Origin of the sequence: Rhizobium sp. CB3060 (assembly GCF_025200735.1) — a bacterium.
GTDB lineage: Bacteria > Pseudomonadota > Alphaproteobacteria > Rhizobiales > Rhizobiaceae > Rhizobium.
Genome location: NZ_CP104158.1, coordinates 2,311,083 through 2,328,423, shown reverse-complemented (window position 1 = coordinate 2,328,423; position 17,341 = coordinate 2,311,083). Strand labels below are relative to the sequence as shown.

The window sequence follows — 17,341 nt, the reverse complement described above, 5'->3', positions numbered from 1 at the left end:
CTAGCATGTCGCCGTCGAAGGGACGCAGTGATGGGTAAACGAAAATTCAATGATGACAGGATCATGGACATTCTGAAGGAGCATCAGGGTGGCATGACGGTGACGGACGTGTGCAGCAAATACGGGATCAGCGAACCGACCTTCTATCGGTGGCAATCCCTGCAGCTCAAGAATGTCGGCTTCGACGTCAAAAGGCTGAAGGCTTTGGAGGAGGAAAACCGGAAGCTCAAGAAGCTCTTGGCTGAAACCATGCTCGCAGCGGCAACGTTAAGCGAAATGCTTGAAAAGACATCCAAGGAAAGCGCTTAGTTTACGATGCCGCCGCATCATGTCCGTTGGTTAGCCTGTAACCCAAACGGGCGACGACTTCGGTCCGGTTCTGGACCTGCAGCTTGCGCATGATGTGCTGCACGTGCATTTTTACCGTGTGGCCCGAAAGGTTGAGCTTTCCTGCAATCACCTTATTCGAACAGCCACGTTGCAGTTCGGCGAGCACATCCGCTTCGCGCGGCGTGAAGTCGGCAAGATCGGGACTATGCGCCCGCGCCTCTATCATCCTTTGACTATCATCATGAGAGTCGGCGTGCCTGGCTAAACCGTTCGTCAGCGCATCCAACGGCTGCGGGTAGAATATGCCGCCCGCGAGAACCAGCCGCAGCCCGGCAAGCGCGATCTCTATGGGAATGGAGGTGGTGAAAAAGCCACGAATGCCCATTTTCAGCGCCTGGGACGCGATAGAGGCGTCATCCGTACTCGACAACAGTGCGACCGGCGCTTCGGAAAAGCGTTCTGCGATAGCCGTGAGATCGTCCAGCAGTCCCGCGCTTTCTACGCTCCTGCCCTCCAAGCCCAAAGCAATCAGACGGACGTCCATTCCGAGAGCCCTATCAAGACTCTCAGTAGAGACCATATCAACAAACTCCCAGCCGACGAGTTCGTGCTCGAGAAGCTTCACGATAGTCGTACGGGCAAGTGTATGGTGGTCTATGATGATGACCGTCGGAGCATTGCGCCCGATCCGGCGTTTCATTCCTGAACTGATGGACACGTGTTGCCCCCCAAGGATAAATGCGTTCCATCTAGGCCCGCGAATATTATACCGCTTGTTGTGTCATGTCATGATAAAATGGGGATTAATCCGCCTGCAACCCAGCGTGACGCAATATAAGCATCTTCTAATCACAACCTTTGGACGTATTTCTATGATCCTGGGGGACGCTCTCGCAAGGCCGTTTTCAGGTGCTGTTTTTTGAATATCCGCCGCCCGAAAAGCTTGACTACAGTAGCGCGACAATAGTCACCATCAGTTGATAGAGAGGCGAGAGCTATTGAAAAATAAGGAACGTTAGGGTCGTTCGGCGCTATCCCAGCGAACGGGCAAGGCGGGATCACCCAATCCCGTATCTGCGTTCGGCCCGAATGTCGATGCTTGCGGAGGCTGCGATTCAACGTTGGATGGAAGGTTATCAGAGTTCGCTATCTTGCTCCTGTTACCGGCCGTCTTCTGCGGACGGTTCGGGGTGTGCAACGCAATGTAAGATTCCGCACATATCCTATCAACAAACTTGCTAGACTTTGATCGGTATCCGATAAATTTGTGGGTCGAGGCTTCGAAGGTCTTTCGAATACGAAACTATCGCCGATCGAGCGCGATACTTATGATCTGGATCGCTCGCCCGCAAAAATCGACAGGGCCTCATCGGCAATGATCTGCTCTTCGTCCGTCGGAATGACGAAAGCTGTAATAGAACTTGATGATGTGCTGACGATAGGCGCGTTGGCGGCGTTCGCGTCCTCGTCGATCTCAAGGCCCAGCCATCGCAGGCGGTCGCAGATATCAGTGCGAATTTCCGGCTGGTGCTCGCCGATGCCGGCGGTGAAGACAAGACTGTCCAGGCCGCCGAGCGTCGCCGCCATTCGCGCGACCTCGCCGGCAATGCGCAGACAAAACAGATCGATCGCCTCTCGCGCTTCCAGCTTCGAGCTTTTCAATAGGTCGCGCGTGTCGGCGCTGATGCCGGAGACACCGAGCAGACCGGATTTGTGATAGAGCATGTCTTCCACATCTTTCGGCGTCCTGCCTTCCGGCCCAAGAAGATGCAGCAGCACGCCGGGATCGAGATTGCCGCAGCGCGTCGCCATGGGAATGCCGTCCAGCGTCGAGAACCCCATGCTGCAGTCCCGGCTTTCGCCCTTGTCGAGGGCGCACAGGCTGGCTCCGCTGCCAAGATGGGCGACGATGACCCTGCCGGCCGCGGCCTGGGGTGCCCGCCGCCGCAGTTCGGCGGCGATGAAGGCATAGGAAAGGCCGTGAAAGCCGTAACGTTTGATCCCTTGATCGTGCAGCGTGCGCGGAAGGGCGAAACGGCGAACGAGATCGTTCTGCGTAGCGTGGAAGGCAGTGTCGAAGGAGGCAGTCTGTGCGAGCGCCGGTCGCAAATGCTTGACGGCGCGGATCAGGCGCAGCGCCTGTGGCTGGTGCAGGGGCGCGAGCACGGTCAGATCCTCGATGTCGCGGATGCGGTCTTCGTCGAGGCGCACCGGGCCGGTGAACATATCGCCCCCATGGACCACGCGATGGCCGATGGCGTTTATCGCGGACATGTCGAAATGCTCGCCGAGGATGCCGAAAGTTTCCTCCACGACTTCGTGTAAGTGCTCGACCGCATCCGTTTGCAGAGAGCGATCGAAGGTGGCCCGGCCTGCCGTCAAATGGAAGGCGAGGGGTTGAAGGCGAAAGTCGATCTGGCCCTTGCCGACGCGGCAGGCTTTGTCTTCCCGGACCTCGAACACGCCGATTTTGACGGTCGAGGAGCCGGCATTGAAAGTCAGAAGCAGGTTTCCGCTCGTCATGGGCCGGTCTCGTCGTGAGAGTGAGAGACTTAAATTTGCCGCCATATGCAAAGCGAAGACTGGAACGCCACCAAACCGCAGGATTCATAGCGGCAAAAGATAATTTCGGCTGCTGTTTGTTCCATTGGAACCGAAATGTCGGGCCAGGCGCGACGAACCCGCGCCTGGCAAATCGGCAAAATCTTCAGGGAGCCTTCTTCGGCCCCCCTTGTGTCTTTGCATTGTCGTCGACGAGTTCATACCACATTGCATTGAGGACGGCGAAGGCGGCGGCTAGGGGGAAGCCGAGGAGCCAGGCGAAATACCACATGTTCTTTCTCCTTCTTTGAGATCAGTAGGCGTGGCCGCCCTTGTCGTTGACCGTCTCGGCGTCGATCTTGCCCCAGAGAACCCGGTAGACCCAGGCCGTATAGAGAAAGATGATCGGCAGGAAGATCAGCGACACGACCAGCATGATGAACAGTGTCATATGGCTGGACGACGCATCCCAGACCGTGAGGCTGGAGCGCGGGTCGAGCGAGGAAGGCAGGATGAAGGGAAACATCGAGACGCCGACCGTCGAAATGATGCCGAAGATGGCGAGTTTGCTGAAGAGCAGCGGTGTCACTTCACGGCGGGCAAGCATCGACAGAAGGGCTGCGATCGCGCCGAGGAAGCCGATGATTGGAGCGACCAGCATCCAGGAATGGCTGGCATAATTGCCGAGCCAGGCACCGGCCGCGTGATCGACGGTTTTCAAAAGCGGATTGGACGGCCCGATCGGGCTGATCTCGCTGGTGATGCGGTAGCCATCGACGCCGTACCACAGGGCGAGGCCGCCGAGGGCAAAGAGCACGATCGTTGCGAGCGCCGCCAGGCTGCCATAGCTGCGGGCCCGCTCCGCTACGATGCCATTCGTCTTCAACTGCAGCCATGCCGCGCCGTGCATGACAAGCATGGCGACGGAGAGCAGACCGCAAAGCAGGGCGTAAGGATTGAGCAGGCCGAAGAAGGAGCCTTCGTAATAGATCCTCATATCGTCGGCGAAGCGGAACGGCACACCCTGCAGCACATTGCCGACAGCGACACCGAAGATCAGCGAGGGGACGAAACCGCCGATGAACAGCGCCCAGTCCCAACCGGCCTTCCAGCGAGCGCTGTCCCGCTTGGCGCGATATTTGAAAGCCACCGGCCTGAGGATTAGTGCGAAGAGGATCGCGAACATCGCCAGATAAAAGCCGGAGAAGGAGACCGCATAAAGCGGCGGCCAGGCGGCGAAGATGGCGCCGCCGCCGAGGATCAGCCAGACCTGATTGCCTTCCCAGGTCGCGCCGATCGAATTGATGGCGATGCGCCGTTCGGTATCTGTCCTGGCAACGAAGGGCAGGAGCGTGCCGACGCCGAGGTCGAAGCCGTCGGTCACCGCAAAGGCGATCAGCAGAACGCCGAGCAGCAGCCACCAGATGACACGCAGGGTTTCGTAGTCGATCAATTCATGAAGGATCATGGTGGTTACTCCGCAGCGGGAACGAGGGTTTCGGAAATGAGGTCGGCTTCCGGCTCGTCATCCGGTTCCGGGCCCTTGCGAATGGCCTTCACCATCAGCGTCATCTCGATGACGATCAGCACGGTGTAGAGCGCAGCGAAGCCGAGCAGGGTGAGAAGCACGCTACCGGCTCCGAGATTGGAGACGGCGGCGGCGGTTGGCAGCACGCCTTCGATAACCCAGGGCTGGCGGCCGAACTCGGCGACGACCCAGCCAAATTCGATGGCAACCCAAGGCAGCGGAATGGCAAGAACGGCGATCCTCAGCAACAGGGGGTAACGGTCGAGCTGGCGGCGGGCCGAGAGCCAGAAGAAGGTTACCGTCAGCAGGATGAAGAACATGCCGAGGCCGACCATGATGCGGAAGGACCAGAAAAGGGTCGGCACGTTCGGAATGGTATCGCGGGCGGCCTGATCGATCTGGGCGTCGGTCGCCTGACGGGGATCGTCGACATAGCGCTTCAGAAGCAGGGCGTAGCCGAGCTCATGACCGATATCCTCGAAGGAGGCGCGCGCCTGCTCAGTGGAGGTGTCCTGCGCCGTCGTACCGGCGGCGGCCGGTTGGGCGGCGCGGATCTTCATCAGCGCGTCATAGGCCTTGATGCCGTCGCGGATGCGGATCTTCGCCTGCTCCTCAAGCTGGGTGATGCCGGGGATTTCGGTGGTCAGCGAACGGGTGCCGATCAGGCCCATGACCCACGGAATGTGCACGGCATAATGGGTCTCGCGCGCCTGCTGGTCCGGAAAGCCGAAAGCCGTAAAGGCGGCGGGCGCCGGCTCGGTTTCCCACATGGCTTCGATCGCAGCGAGCTTCATCTTCTGATGCTCGGTGGACAAATAGCCGCTTTCGTCGCCGAGGACGACGACCGAAAGAGCCGAAGCCAGGCCGAAGGAAGCGGCAACCGTCATCGAGCGCTTGGCAATCTCGATGTGGCGTCCCTTCAGCATGTACCAGGCCGAAACGCCGAGCACGAAGATCGAGGCGCAGACATAGCCGGCCGATACGGTGTGAACGAACTTCGCCTGGGCGACCGGGTTGAAGACGACATCGAAGAAGCTGGTGATCTCCATACGCATCGTCTGCGGATTGAGTGCCGAACCGACCGGGTTCTGCATCCAGCCATTGGCGATGAGGATCCAGAGGGCGGAGAAGTTGGAGCCGAGCGCAACCGCCCAGGTTGCTACGAGATGCCCGACCTTGGAGAGCTTCTCCCAACCGAAGAAGAACAGGCCGACGAAAGTTGCCTCTAGGAAAAAGGCCATCAGCCCTTCGATCGCCAGCGGCGCGCCGAAGATATCGCCCACATAGTAGCTGTAATAACTCCAGTTCATGCCGAACTGGAATTCCATGACGATGCCGGTGGCGACGCCGAGCACGAAGTTGATACCGAATAGCGTGCCCCAGAATTTGGTCATCTGGCGCCAGATCTGCCGCCCGGTCATGACATAGGTCGTCTCCATGATGGCAAGCAACACGGAGAGGCCGAGCGTCAGCGGCACAAACAGGAAGTGATAGAGCGCCGTCATGGCGAACTGCAGGCGCGATAGCGCCACGATGTCGAGTTCCATAATTTTTCTCCCACGGTCCCACGGGGTTTGGTCGATACGGCGTTATTCGACACGCCGTATTTATACGTTCAGTTTGCGCCTCAGTCCGGCCGCAGCCGGTTCAGGATGGCGTCGAATTCTGGTTCGCCGCGCCGCGCCGTTGCCGTGACCCGGCCGCGTTCGAGCATGACGATGCGGTCGGCGATCGCGGCTTCGCGGCGTATGTGCGTGGCAATGACGAGGCTGCGGCCAGTGGCATTGCCGGCGATCTCACGCAAAACGGCGCGCGCGGTGTCGCCATCGAGCCCTTCCGTCGGTTCGTCGAACAGCCAGAGCGGCGTGTCGCGCAGGAAAAGCCGGGCAAGTGCCAGCCGGCGCGATTGACCGCCCGAGAGGCCGATGCCGCCTTCGCCGAGGCGGGCCGAAAGCCCTTTTGGCAAAGCCTTGATGTCGGCAAGCAGGCCTGCGGCCTCCAGCACCTGAAGAAGCCGTTCGTCGCTTGCATGCGGGTCGGCGAGCAACAGGTTGCCGCGGATCGTATCGTCGAAGAGCTCGGTGCGTTGCGTCAGTGTCGTCGCCTCAACGCTGGTGATCGTGCCGGACGCTGGAGCGATTTCGCCGGCAAGCAGCGCCAATATCGTGGATTTTCCGGCGCCGCTGGCGCCCACAAGCGCAATCCGCTCGCCGGTGGCCAGCGACAGGGAAAGGGCCTCGATTGCCCGATGCCGGGCGCTTTCGTACCTGGCGCTAACGGCCTCTAACTGGAATGCATAACCTTCGTGCGGTAGTGCGGTCTGAGAGGCTGCCTTTTCCGGGGCGAGGCGCGGGGCAATACGCTTGACGGCAAGCAGCGTGCGGCCGAGCTCCAACGCGCCACGACGCAATGCCGCGAAAGGTTCCGTGGCGGCAAAGGCGACAAGCAAACCGAAGGCGGCGGCCGGAGCGCCGATGACTCCCTGTTTTGCCAGAATGGCGACAGTCAGAAGTGTGGCTGTCAGCAGAAGCGTCGAGGCAAGCGAGAAGCCGACGCCCACGGCGTTTTCGATCCTGTTCAACGCATGGTCTGCTTCCGCGAGCCGCCGGTCGGCATTGCCGACGGCGATGCGTTGCGCCTGCAGGCGGCCAGTCATGGCGAGATCCGTCTGGCCGGCGATCAGATCGATGATACGCGCGCGGAGCGCTTCCATCGCGTGGGCACGGCGGCGTCCGGGCTTCATTGCCATCCGACCGGCGATCAAGGGGATGCCGAGGCCGGTGGTGACGAGCCAAAGGCCGACCAAGGTCCCGAAGAGCGGCTGCATTAGACCCAGCGCAATGCCAACGGCGAGCGCCGACAGCAGAGCGACGCCTGCCGGCAGCAGCACCCGCAGGTAAAGCGAATCCAGCGCATCGATGTCGGCCGTGAGCCGGAACAGCAGCTTGGCCGGTCGGCGCATCATGGCCGCGGCGCTGCCGGGCGTTGCCCAGCCGCGAAAGAGCCTTTCGCGCAATGCCGCGAGAACGCGCAGGGTTACGTCATGGGTCACCAGCCGCTCGCCATAGCGTGCCGCCGTGCGGCCGATCGCGAGCAGGCGGATGCCGGCCGATGGCGCGAAGACGTCGAAGACGATGGCAGTTGCAGCCGAACCACCCGCAAGCGCGGTCGCGGTGATGAACCAGCCGGAGAGGCCAAGCAAACCGACGCCAGCCAATACGGCGAATGCCGACAGCGCCGCGCCGAGACAGAGACCGCGTCCGCGTTCGGCATGGAACAGGCGGATAACCGGGAGAAGCATTGAGAGGCTCCGTCTCATGCCGCAATCTCCTTGTGATGGGGTTCAAGCCCAATGGTGCGGTCGAGGCGTGATGCAAGCAGCGGATCGTGTGTCGCGACGATCAGTGTCCGTCCCTTCGCCAGGGCCAATAAAGCTTCGGTCACCTCGGCGGCGGTGGCGGCGTCGAGATGGGCGGTCGGTTCGTCCGCGAGAATGATGCCGGCCGCACGGTTGGCGGCCACGCGGGCCAGTGCCAGCCGGAGCGCTTCGCCGCCGGAAAGGCCAAGGCCGCTTTCGCCGACCGCGGCGATCTCGTTTGCAGCAATCACGGTGTCCAGGCGCACGGCACGCAGCGCATCGTCTATGGCGCCGTCGTCGATATCGGGACGTCCAAGGCCGATATTTCTCTTCAGGCTACCGGAGAAAATATGCGGCCGTTGTCCGATCCAGGCCATGCGCTGGCGAAGGGGAGCGGCACTGTTCTTCGTCAGCGGGACGCCGCCGATCCTGATCACACCGGCTTCCTGTGGCGCAAGTCCCGCGATCAAGGAGAGGATAGTGGTCTTGCCGGAGCCACTCGCACCCCAAAGGGCAACATGTTCTCCGGCCGCAACGTTGAGACCGAGTTTGTCGATCACGGCCGGAAGATCCGGCGCATAGCGGAAGATGAGCCTGTCGATCTGCACGGAGGGAGCAGCAAGCACCATCCGGTCGTCGCTGGCGTCTTGTTCATCGGCATCGAGAATAGCAGTTCCTTGCGAGGACAGAGCGTCGAGTGCTGCGAGCGCCGCTTCGCCATTGGCGCGATCATGCCAAACGGCCGAAAGTTCGCGTAAGGGTTCGAAAAAGGCCGGTGCGAGCAGAAGGATGAAAAGCCCTTGCGCCAGGCTCAGCCGGCCATGCCACGTACCGACATCGATCGAGCCCAGCAGGCTGAAGCCGATGTAAACGGCTGTTGCTGCGACGCCTAGGGCGGCGAAAAGCTCGAGAACGGCGGAGGACAGAAAGGCGATCTTCAATACCGCCATCGTGCGCTTTCGCAGAGAGTCCGCATCGGCGCGCAACCGTGTGGCCGTAATATCGACGGCACCGAGCGCCCGGATCGTCGCAAGCCCACGCAGGCGATCGAGCAGAAAGGCGTTGAGGCCACCGGTTTCGGCCAGTTGCTTTTCACTGGCAGCCTTGGCGCGCCAGCCGATCAAAGCCATGAAAATCGGAATGAGCGGTGCTGTGACAAGCAGAATGAGCCCCGCGATCCAGGAAACGGGAAAGACGCAAGCGAGGATGACGAGGGGTACCGCGCTCGCCTTCATGCGCACCGGCCGGAAACGGGCGAGATAGGGAACGATCGCCTCGGCCTGTTCGCCGACGACGCTCGCGGCGAGACCGGAGGCCGGCTTGCCGATATCAAGGGGCGAGCGGGCAGCGAGTGCCGCAACGGCGCGATTACGCCGCGATGTCAGCTCGTCTCTCGCTGTGCGGAAGGCGACACGTGCGCCGGCGGCATCAAGAGCGGCGCGAACAAAGCCAAACGCCAGTACCGCCAGCGCTGCCCACACCACGTCCATCGTGCTGCCGCCGTCGCTTATGACGCCGATGCTGAAGGCGAGGAGGGTTGCCTGCGGAATCCAGATCAGCGCCGCCGCGGTTTGCAGGCCTGCAGCTAGCAAAAGCCCCGCGGGCTTTCGGCTCCGGGCGGCCTGACTTCGTCTCGCAGCCGGCGCGGCTTCGGGCACCGCCTTCTGGGTTTCTTCCGGAGTGAGATCAGGATCGAAGAAAGCCGCAGTCATCATTCAATCCTCTTTTGTCGTTTTGGAACGGCGGCGGCCGAGCGAGACGACGCGGTCCTTGGCCTCCAGCAGCTTCGTTACCTTCGAGCCGAGCAGCAGGAGGGTCGCGAGCCGCTCGGTCTCCAACTGCTTGACGTCCTCGTACCAGTTGGTCAGGCGCTCGATCAGGCCGTACATCTCGCTCATCCGCCCCTGCGCATAGCGTTCGGTGTCGCTTGCCGGCTGCTGCATCAGGATTTCGCGCAGCATCGAGAGCGTCGGATCGACCTCGCGCTTCTTGCGCTCTTCAGCGAGCGTGCGCAGGATCTGCCAGACATCATCCGGCGTCGTGAAGAAGTCGCGGCGGTCGTCGGGCTTGTGCTTGAGGAGCACGAGGTTCCAAGTCTGCAATTCGCGCAAGCTCATGGAGACGTTCGAACGGGAAATGCCGAGGGCTTCGACGATTTCCTCCGCGCAAAGCGGTGCCGGGGAGACGAAGAGCAGGGCATAGATCTGTCCGACCGTGCGGTTGATGCCCCAGCGCGAACCCATTTCCCCAAAATGAAGCACAAAGGATTGTACGAGAGGCGGAAGATTCATGGTGATACCTCGTTGTCAGTGATTTCAGAAATTTCTGAAATCACTGTAACTATAAGCCGGCCTGCTTTTCAATCAGTATGTCACCCATGCGTCAATCTGCGCGAGCAAACCGATTGCCGGTTTCATTGCTTCCAGACGAATTCTTTGCTCGTCGCTGACCCATGCCGCTGCCCGCTTCCGGAGCCGCGGCTCGCCGGTCTGCAATTGATCTATGTCAAGGGCACACATAAGTCTGCGATACATGTAACCTCCTGGTGCAGAGCCAAGCTCACCGGATTTTTCATGCCTCGGTTATGCAGGTTTGGAACGCGACAGCTTTGACCGAAGTCAAAGCCTTCGCTCGTCAACTACCCCGTCTGCGCAACGTGATCATGCGCAGCAAAATATCGTGCCGTTTAGGCCCGCAACGATGTCGAGCCTTCCATCTGGCCGATCTCCTGTAGATGCGCTGCCACCGCCAGCCGGTCGATCGTTGCAATCGGCAGGTTGACCAGAAGCATGATCCGATTTTTAAGGTAGCGAGCGGCCTGCGCAAAGGCGCGGCCTTTGTCCAATTCGGAGCCTTCCACCTTGGAGGGATCCTCGATGCCCCAATGCGCGGAAGCGGGATGGCCGGGCCATATCGGGCAGACTTCGCCTGCTGCGTCATCGCAGACGGTGATGATGAAATCCATGTGTGGCGCGCCCGGCCCGGCAAAGACATCCCAGCTCTTCGAACTGAAGCCGGAAGAGGGATAGCCCAAGGCTTCGAGTGTTTTTACGGCCCAAGGATTTATCTGGCCTTTGGGAAAGCTGCCGGCCGAAAAGGCTCGAAAGCGACCCTTGCCTTCAGTGTTCAAGATCGATTCAGCAAGGATTGAACGGGCCGAATTGCCCGTGCAAAGAAATAGAACATTATAGACGTGATCATTGCTCATTGCGCTTTCTCCCCCCAGGTCCCGAGTAAAGCAGATGATAGTCACAGCAGCCGATATGCGGATTTCCCGATGGTAGGCGGCGCCCCTCATTCAGGAAGCGCGCCAACCTTCGGAAGCATCGCGGCAACTATACACTATAAGGCGAGAGATGCGTCACTCTTGAAGAAAACGGTTGCGATCAGATGCCGGTCTCAGACCGCAATATGCCGACGCGAACGGCCAATTTTTCTCCGGGACCGTGAACTGCCGCAAAGAGCAGGCCGGCGAGAAAGGTGAAATGATCGATGAAGAAGCCAAATTCCGCTTGAGCGCCGGTCCAGCGGTTTGGCCCGTGGAAGCTGAAGGCAAGGAAGATGACGTAGATGCCGGCAAGCAGCGCGGCTTCGGAGAAGAAGGCTCCCGTCAGCAGGCAGATCGCCAGCGCACTTTCGAAGAAGGCGGCGATCCAGGCGAGGAACAGCGGCAGCGGAAAACCGGCCGATGCGATATAATCCGCCGTCGATTGCATGCCCGCGAATTTGAAGGCGGCCGCCATCACGAAGACGGCTCCGAAGATCAATCTGGCTAGGCAGATTGCGATTGTCTTGCCCATGTCTATATCCTCCGTTGTTCGACTCTTCGGCGATCCATATTACGGTATCGCCGATCTCATCCCAGGACGGAAGACAGGCCGTGTTTCCGACACGCTGCGGGAAATGTTTTTGCGTTGGCGGTTGGATCGCGTGATCCGAACATCTCATGATGCCCGGTTGGCGTTGCGTAACCAAAATTACTTTGACGATGAACGGATGAAGGTTCCGGTATAGGGGTTCGGGTCATATTGCTTTATGTCGCCAAACGTGTAGCCCCTTTGCTTCAATTGCCGGATGAGGGCTCTAAGCTTTTCCTTGCCGTCGAACCGATCCTGAAACATCTCATCATGCATCAAGAGGATCATCTCATTGCGTTTCATGAACCGGCCATAGGCGAAGAGGTGATCGATTTCGCTGAGCAGGAGATCGACGGATTGCACAGGTTTTCCGTCTCCCGAATGCGCCCATTCGAAGTCCCAGCCATAGATCAGGAATTTCATTGCGGCCACATAGTCATAATCGACCACCTCGCGCTCGTAGCGGGCGGGATCCATTGAAAGATCGTCCTTGGAATAGTCGATCAGGCGAAAGACATCGCGTCCGGGCAGGCGGGCATAGACCCAGGGCGTCAGGCCAAGCACGGTATTGGCCTTGAGCATATCCGCGACGACGGCGTCGGTGTTGGAATAATAGTCTCTATAGTGATTGTTGGCGTGGCTGTAGCTGTGGTTTCCAACTGTGACCAAAGGCAGGGTCTTGGCGCGCATCAGCAGCGCCCTTTGTTCGGCGCTGGATTCGACATGAAGCCCGACCATGAACATCGCCGCCGGAACCTGCTCTTCGGCGAGGACATCCAGAACATTCGCCGTCCCCGACAATGGCCCGTCATCGAAGGTCAGATAGACAACCCGCCCGGCCGCATCGGCCGACAAGGGGCTACAAAGCAAGGCGAGCGCGGACAGCATCGTGCGAAGGTAATTCCCAATGGACATGGATAGCGCCCCTCGTTTCCCGGCTCGTTATCGCATGTCTACGGCGGCAGTTCCATTGGGACTGCTTTATCGTCTCCTCATCGGGGGAGGCGCCGGCACGAAGATGTCGAAGTTCGAACCGGCGAAGCTGATGGATGCGGGGTCCAGTTACGACTTCCGATTGGCTGAAGCTGGATGAGGAGCGATCGCCTGCGCGGCGTCCATGCTGTTGAAGAGTTCCTGAACGAGCTGCGTTATCCGCTCCGGGGGTGTCCCCTTGGCGCGTTCTTCTTCGATCCGGCGTCTGACGAGCATTTCCAAATTCGACATATCTATCATCTCCGTTATCCGGCGCGACAGAAGTGTCATCCTCAACGGGCGGAGAGGCAAGTTACGGTTTGTTCATGGATGTTGGGGGATTACGCTTGCCACGCTGGCCGGCCCACCAAGCGGCCTGAACGTGATATCGGAATGCGCCACGTTCAAGAGAAACGTCGCCGCCAGTGCTATTCTCAACTCTGGATATACCACTGTGAAGAAGCCAGCCAACCGCCGGCATTTCGAGGACGAGGACAAGAGATGAAGCTGTATCACTACACGACGTTTCCTGGTGCTCTTGGGATACTCGGGTCGAGGTCGATGTGGGCGTCCTGCATTCATTTTCTGAACGACAAGGAAGAGTTCCGGCACGGAATTATCCTTGCTTCAGGGATTGCGGAAAGCCTGATCGAGACGCAAGGACCAAATGGAAAGCGATTGCTGGAGAAGATTATTCAAATCCTTCCAGCACTTGCGCGAAACTTCGTCTGCGTTGCCTCCTTTGCCGAGGATGGCGACTTGCTTAGCCAATGGAGGGGATATGCCGTGCCGGGTGGCGTTTCCCTGGGCTTTCAAAAGTCCGCACTGGAAGCAGCGGCGGAACTGCACGGCTTCAAGCTCCTGAAATGCATTTACGGCGATCGTGACAAAGTCGATCTCATCACTGACTACCTGAACATGTTCCTGCAGAACATCGAGACCCTCGAAAACGCAGAGAGTAAAGACATTTGGAACCTTGCCGAGGGCTGGGTCGCGGCTTTCCATGTCTATGCCTCAAGCTTCAAAGATCAGAGCTTCGCGGAGGAGAATGAATGGCGGCTGATCTCAGATCCCATCCCGATAGACCATTCTCAGGTCGCCGTCCGGCCGGGACCTGGCCTTCCCATCCCCTATTTCGATCTCCCGCTGCAGCAAGCGACTGTCGATCGGCAAATCGACCTGGGTTTGGACTCAATTGTGATCGGGCCTCATCGCGAACAGGAATTGGCGGAGAATGCCCTTCGTATCGCTGCCGCAACCAAAAATATCCGCGTCGAGAAATTCACGCGTTCGGCTATTCCATATCGGAGTGTTTAGGTGGGGCGTGAGAAACCTATCCACCATTTCGCTGTGCCAAAGTTAGCGCCGATCATCGCAACGCGTCGATCACCTTCGCTTCTGGTTTGGCAGTGCAGGCTTTGTCGAGAGTATCCCCGAACTTGCTTTCTTTGAGCGCGCCAAGCTTTGGGTCGCTTCTCGTGGCATCGTACAAAGCCGAGATTATATCGAGCATGCCCTGGTGGCTGCTCGAATTATACTCTTTGCAGGTCACAGTGGCTGGGTCGACAGTAGCCGCGCGAAGGGGCGACAGCGCGAGCGTGACGAAGACGAACGATAATGCAAGGATGCGAACCATCTGCCTCTCCATCGTAAGGTGACCGATCCAGGCGACAAACGCTACCCTACCAGATTTCGCGGCAGATGTCCGTGGGGGCTAACCGACATATCCGCGAGATTATGCAGGCACCCGAGCGTTGCGAGCCACCGCCGTCCGCCTCGCTTTCTGCTGCAGATCGACCTGCCAGGACCCATGTCCATCACACGGAAATCCGAATAGCCTCTAGTTTTCACTCGATACGAAATCGAATAACATCTCCGTCTATTACAGATGGTCAAAGAGCATAAGGGATGTCTATGCAGCCGATCCACAACGGGCTCACGAGGGCAGTTGCCCTGGGCATTCTGATTATTTTTCCCGCTGTTTTCTTTGTTTCCTGCTCGACGGTCGGCGGAACCGGCGGCTCATCTCGTCCGGTAACCGCGAGCAAATCGGCAGATCCCGCCAACGCCAAAGACAAAGCGGCCGAACGTCGGCGATGGGAAGAGAGAGTCCAAAGAGATAATCAGCTAGATCCAAGCGGGTCAACACCCGGTTCCTATGGCTCTTTCGGTCCTCGTCTCAGTTGGTGAGTGATGGATTTTCAAATTGCTCTGTTCATGTCCGAACCCGATTGAACGGATTTTCATTCAACAATGAGCGGCTACTGGTACCGTGGCGGATAGATTTCGAGCAGCACGGGCGAAGAACCGTAAGCTGACTACTACCGAAAATATTGCAGATGAATCAATACGTTAGAAATGGCGCACCCGACAGGATTCGAACCTGTGACCTTTGGAATCGGAATCCAACACTCTATCCAGCTGAGCTACGGGTGCATGCCTTAGGCGGTTTGACTCGCCTGTCCGATGAGGTGGTTCTTAGCCCAGGAAGCGTTTGGCTTCAATGCGGAAAATGCGGGAAACCACATATCGGTTTGTGTGAATGAAACAAGGCCGCGATTGTTAGGGCTCGCGGCCTTGTTGTTTGCTTAGGATATCGGGCTCAGCTCTTCATCGCGCCGGGGCCGGGGATGGCTTTGGGGGGGACCTTGCCGAGGATGATCATGCCGAGGACTTCGTCCTTGGTGACATCCTCTGTGCGGGCGTGGCCGACGACCTGGCCGTTCTTCATCACCGAGACGCGGTCGGCTAGGTCGAAGACATCGTGGATGTCGTGGCTGATGAGGAAGATGCCGATGCCGTCCTTCTTCAGTTGCTTGATCAGGTCGCCCACCTGCGCGGTTTCCTGAGGGCCGAGCGCAGCCGTCGGCTCGTCCATGATCAGGATGCGGGCGTTGAAGAGGATGGCGCGGGCGATCGCCACCGACTGGCGCTGGCCGCCGGAGAGCGCCTTCACCGGCTCCTTGAAGCGCTTGAAGTTGGGATTCAGGCGACCCATCACCTTGCGGGCCGAAGCCTCCATGGCGACGTCGTCGAGCGTGCCCCAGCGCGTCTGCAGCTCGCGGCCAAGATAAAGATTGGCGGCGGCGTCGACATTGTCGGCGACGGCGAGCGTCTGGTAGATCGTCTCGATGCCGTATTTCTTGGCGTCGCGGGGCGTGCGGATATCGGCCGGTTCGCCGTTGATCAGAATATCGCCGCTGTCGCGCTTGTAGGCGCCGGACAGAATCTTGATCAGCGTCGACTTGCCGGCGCCATTATGGCCGAGCAGCGCCACGACTTCGCCGGGGTAGAGATCCACCGAGGCATTGTCGACGGCGTGAATACCGCCGAAGGAGATGGAAATGTTCCTCATTTCCACAAGCGGAGTGGTTTGATCCGTCATGGTTCAGAATTCCTTTTACTTGGCGCGCGAGCGGTAGACGATGTCAAGCCAAACGGCGACCACCAGGACAATGCCCACGACGACGTTCTGAATTGGCGTATCGACATTGGCGAGACCCATGCCCGATTGCAGCGATTGCATGACCAGGGCGCCGATCATGGCGCCGGCGACGGTGCCGCTGCCGCCGGCAAGCGAGGTGCCGCCGATAACGGCCGCGGCGATGGTGAAGAGCTCGTAGGTCGTGCCCTGCGAGTTGACGGCCGAGTTGAGGCGCGCCGTGGAAATCGCGGCCGAGACGGCGGCGAGGAAGCCCATCAGCGCGAAGATCTTCACGATGACCCAGCGGGTCTTGATGCCGGCGAGTTCGGCGGCTTCCGGATTGCCGCCGATCGCGAAGACATAGCGGCCGAAGCGCAGGCGCGTGGCGATGAAGGTCATCACGATGCCGATGGAGACGGCGATGAGGACGGGGACGGCGATGCCGTAGGGAATGTTCAATCCCGTTTCCGGCCAGGCAATATTATGGTCCGTGGCGTAGCGCTTGGCGATGCCGATCGGCCAATAATAGCTGTTGAAGAGATAGACCGTGCCGAGGACGAGCAGGGAGCCGAGGGCAGCAAGGAAATATTCCGCCCAAAGCGGACGGCGCGGAAAGTGAAAGCGCTTTCTTTGCTGGCGCGAGCTGATGATGCCGACGATGATCAGCAGGCAGGAGATCACACCCACCACCCAGCTCCAGGTCGCGCCGATCGAACCGGTGGCGCCGCCGCCGCCCATGACGACGAAGGTGGAGTCCATCGGTGCCACGGTCTGGCCGCTGGTGACATACCAGGCAAGGCCGCGCCAGACGAGAAGCCCGCCGAGCGTGACGATGAAGGAGGGGACATTCATGAAGGCGGTGATCGCGCCCTGGAAGGCGCCGATGGCCGTGCCGATCGCCAGGCCGCAGATCAGCGTGATGATCCAGGTCCAGGAACTGTCGAAGCCGAGATATTGCGGCAGCCACTTGGCCTGGATGACGCCCATGATCATGGCGACGAAGCCAAGCAGCGAGCCGACCGAAAGATCGATGTTGCGCGTGACGATGACCAGCACCATGCCGGTTGCGAGGACCGCGATTTCGCAGGTCTGCACCGAAAGGTTCCAAAGGTTTCTGGCGGTGAGGAATTCCCGGCCGTCGAATATCCGAAGATAAAGATCGAAGCCGATCCAGATGATCAGCAGCGCTCCGATCATGCCGAGCAGGCGGGTATCGATTTCGGTGGCACGCAGGAACCGGGTGATTGCTCCGGCTTCTGCATTGCGGGGACCGCTCGATGTTGTGGACTGTGTCATGTCGGCCATCGCTTTGCCGTTCTCCCACTGTTGGG

At 59.5% G+C, this 17,341-nt stretch carries 17 protein-coding genes and 1 tRNA gene; 2 read left to right on the top strand and 16 right to left on the bottom strand.

Features of this window, described 5'->3' with window-relative positions:
- Nucleotides 1–30 precede the first annotated feature (30 nt).
- The gene (locus N2601_RS11310) at nucleotides 31–309 is read left to right on the top strand and encodes a transposase (RefSeq protein WP_028751823.1); all 279 of its coding nucleotides are present in this window, start codon (nucleotides 31–33) and stop codon (nucleotides 307–309) included.
- A gap of 1 nt (nucleotide 310) precedes the next feature.
- On the opposite strand, the gene N2601_RS11305 is transcribed toward N2601_RS11310, so the two are convergent.
- The 12 genes from N2601_RS11305 to N2601_RS11250 form a co-directional block, all read right to left on the bottom strand.
- Complete coding sequence (locus N2601_RS11305; RefSeq protein ID WP_104823921.1) at nucleotides 311–1,030, bottom strand: LuxR C-terminal-related transcriptional regulator; 720 nt, start codon at nucleotides 1,028–1,030, stop codon at nucleotides 311–313.
- A gap of 626 nt (nucleotides 1,031–1,656) precedes the next feature.
- Nucleotides 1,657–2,853 carry an acetate/propionate family kinase gene (locus tag N2601_RS11300; RefSeq protein ID WP_104823920.1) on the bottom strand — a complete coding sequence of 399 codons (1,197 nt, stop codon included), beginning with the start codon at nucleotides 2,851–2,853 and terminating at the stop codon, nucleotides 1,657–1,659.
- A gap of 184 nt (nucleotides 2,854–3,037) precedes the next feature.
- Nucleotides 3,038–3,163 carry a cytochrome bd-I oxidase subunit CydX gene (cydX, locus tag N2601_RS11295; RefSeq protein ID WP_104823919.1) on the bottom strand — a complete coding sequence of 42 codons (126 nt, stop codon included), beginning with the start codon at nucleotides 3,161–3,163 and terminating at the stop codon, nucleotides 3,038–3,040.
- Nucleotides 3,164–3,184: 21 nt separating this feature from the next.
- Nucleotides 3,185–4,339, bottom strand: coding sequence for a cytochrome d ubiquinol oxidase subunit II (gene cydB, locus N2601_RS11290; RefSeq protein ID WP_104823918.1), 1,155 nt, complete (start codon nucleotides 4,337–4,339; stop codon nucleotides 3,185–3,187).
- Nucleotides 4,340–4,344: 5 nt separating this feature from the next.
- Nucleotides 4,345–5,946 (bottom strand): cytochrome ubiquinol oxidase subunit I, encoded by a 1,602-nt coding sequence (locus tag N2601_RS11285; RefSeq protein ID WP_104823917.1) that lies wholly within the window; start codon nucleotides 5,944–5,946, stop codon nucleotides 4,345–4,347.
- Between the two features lie 80 nt (nucleotides 5,947–6,026).
- Nucleotides 6,027–7,718, bottom strand: a complete 1,692-nt coding sequence (cydC, locus tag N2601_RS11280) for a thiol reductant ABC exporter subunit CydC (RefSeq protein WP_104823916.1) — start codon at nucleotides 7,716–7,718, stop codon at nucleotides 6,027–6,029.
- On the bottom strand, nucleotides 7,715–9,469 hold the full coding sequence (gene cydD / locus N2601_RS11275) for a thiol reductant ABC exporter subunit CydD (protein WP_104825175.1): 1,755 nt from the start codon (nucleotides 9,467–9,469) through the stop codon (nucleotides 7,715–7,717). The genes cydC and cydD overlap by 4 nt, the downstream gene beginning before the upstream one ends.
- Nucleotides 9,470–9,472: 3 nt before the next feature.
- Nucleotides 9,473–10,048 (bottom strand): GbsR/MarR family transcriptional regulator, encoded by a 576-nt coding sequence (locus N2601_RS11270; protein ID WP_104823915.1) that lies wholly within the window; start codon nucleotides 10,046–10,048, stop codon nucleotides 9,473–9,475.
- Nucleotides 10,049–10,443: 395 nt separating this feature from the next.
- Nucleotides 10,444–10,965, bottom strand: a complete 522-nt coding sequence (locus N2601_RS11265) for an arsenate reductase ArsC (RefSeq protein ID WP_104823914.1) — start codon at nucleotides 10,963–10,965, stop codon at nucleotides 10,444–10,446.
- Nucleotides 10,966–11,143: 178 nt separating this feature from the next.
- Nucleotides 11,144–11,557 carry a DoxX family protein gene (locus N2601_RS11260; RefSeq protein ID WP_104823913.1) on the bottom strand — a complete coding sequence of 138 codons (414 nt, stop codon included), beginning with the start codon at nucleotides 11,555–11,557 and terminating at the stop codon, nucleotides 11,144–11,146.
- Nucleotides 11,558–11,734: 177 nt separating this feature from the next.
- Entirely contained in the window at nucleotides 11,735–12,529 is a 795-nt protein-coding gene (locus tag N2601_RS11255; protein ID WP_245463882.1) for a polysaccharide deacetylase family protein, read from the bottom strand.
- A gap of 147 nt (nucleotides 12,530–12,676) precedes the next feature.
- Nucleotides 12,677–12,838, bottom strand: coding sequence for a hypothetical protein (locus tag N2601_RS11250; RefSeq protein WP_199773482.1), 162 nt, complete (start codon nucleotides 12,836–12,838; stop codon nucleotides 12,677–12,679).
- A gap of 249 nt (nucleotides 12,839–13,087) precedes the next feature.
- On the opposite strand from N2601_RS11250, the gene N2601_RS11245 reads away from it, so the two are divergent.
- Nucleotides 13,088–13,903, top strand: coding sequence for a DUF2971 domain-containing protein (locus N2601_RS11245; protein ID WP_158704487.1), 816 nt, complete (start codon nucleotides 13,088–13,090; stop codon nucleotides 13,901–13,903).
- A 52-nt stretch (nucleotides 13,904–13,955) separates the two neighbouring features.
- Here the strand turns inward: N2601_RS11245 and N2601_RS11240 are convergent, their stop codons facing one another.
- From N2601_RS11240 to N2601_RS11225, 4 genes are all read right to left on the bottom strand, one after another.
- Nucleotides 13,956–14,222 (bottom strand): hypothetical protein, encoded by a 267-nt coding sequence (locus tag N2601_RS11240; protein ID WP_260303089.1) that lies wholly within the window; start codon nucleotides 14,220–14,222, stop codon nucleotides 13,956–13,958.
- 723 nt (nucleotides 14,223–14,945) lie between these two features.
- Nucleotides 14,946–15,022, bottom strand: a tRNA-Arg gene (locus N2601_RS11235).
- 166 nt (nucleotides 15,023–15,188) lie between these two features.
- Entirely contained in the window at nucleotides 15,189–15,971 is a 783-nt protein-coding gene (locus N2601_RS11230; protein WP_104823870.1) for an ATP-binding cassette domain-containing protein, read from the bottom strand.
- 15 nt (nucleotides 15,972–15,986) lie between these two features.
- Nucleotides 15,987–17,315, bottom strand: coding sequence for a sugar ABC transporter permease (locus N2601_RS11225; protein ID WP_104823869.1), 1,329 nt, complete (start codon nucleotides 17,313–17,315; stop codon nucleotides 15,987–15,989).
- Between the last annotated feature and the right edge of the window lie 26 nt (nucleotides 17,316–17,341).

Bases quoted from the DNA above. Each gene is read 5' to 3' on its own strand.
- N2601_RS11310 (WP_028751823.1), top strand. From the start codon at position 31: ATGGGTAAACGAAAATTCAATGATGACAGGATCATGGACATTCTGAAG.
- N2601_RS11305 (WP_104823921.1), bottom strand. From the start codon at position 1,030: ATGAAACGCCGGATCGGGCGCAATGCTCCGACGGTCATCATCATAGAC.
- N2601_RS11300 (WP_104823920.1), bottom strand. From the start codon at position 2,853: ATGACGAGCGGAAACCTGCTTCTGACTTTCAATGCCGGCTCCTCGACC.
- cydX (WP_104823919.1), bottom strand. From the start codon at position 3,163: ATGTGGTATTTCGCCTGGCTCCTCGGCTTCCCCCTAGCCGCCGCCTTC.
- cydB (WP_104823918.1), bottom strand. From the start codon at position 4,339: ATGATCCTTCATGAATTGATCGACTACGAAACCCTGCGTGTCATCTGG.
- N2601_RS11285 (WP_104823917.1), bottom strand. From the start codon at position 5,946: ATGGAACTCGACATCGTGGCGCTATCGCGCCTGCAGTTCGCCATGACG.
- cydC (WP_104823916.1), bottom strand. From the start codon at position 7,718: ATGAGACGGAGCCTCTCAATGCTTCTCCCGGTTATCCGCCTGTTCCAT.
- cydD (WP_104825175.1), bottom strand. From the start codon at position 9,469: ATGACTGCGGCTTTCTTCGATCCTGATCTCACTCCGGAAGAAACCCAG.
- N2601_RS11270 (WP_104823915.1), bottom strand. From the start codon at position 10,048: ATGAATCTTCCGCCTCTCGTACAATCCTTTGTGCTTCATTTTGGGGAA.
- N2601_RS11265 (WP_104823914.1), bottom strand. From the start codon at position 10,965: ATGAGCAATGATCACGTCTATAATGTTCTATTTCTTTGCACGGGCAAT.
- N2601_RS11260 (WP_104823913.1), bottom strand. From the start codon at position 11,557: ATGGGCAAGACAATCGCAATCTGCCTAGCCAGATTGATCTTCGGAGCC.
- N2601_RS11255 (WP_245463882.1), bottom strand. From the start codon at position 12,529: ATGTCCATTGGGAATTACCTTCGCACGATGCTGTCCGCGCTCGCCTTG.
- N2601_RS11250 (WP_199773482.1), bottom strand. From the start codon at position 12,838: ATGTCGAATTTGGAAATGCTCGTCAGACGCCGGATCGAAGAAGAACGC.
- N2601_RS11245 (WP_158704487.1), top strand. From the start codon at position 13,088: ATGAAGCTGTATCACTACACGACGTTTCCTGGTGCTCTTGGGATACTC.
- N2601_RS11240 (WP_260303089.1), bottom strand. From the start codon at position 14,222: ATGGTTCGCATCCTTGCATTATCGTTCGTCTTCGTCACGCTCGCGCTG.
- N2601_RS11230 (WP_104823870.1), bottom strand. From the start codon at position 15,971: ATGACGGATCAAACCACTCCGCTTGTGGAAATGAGGAACATTTCCATC.
- N2601_RS11225 (WP_104823869.1), bottom strand. From the start codon at position 17,315: ATGGCCGACATGACACAGTCCACAACATCGAGCGGTCCCCGCAATGCA.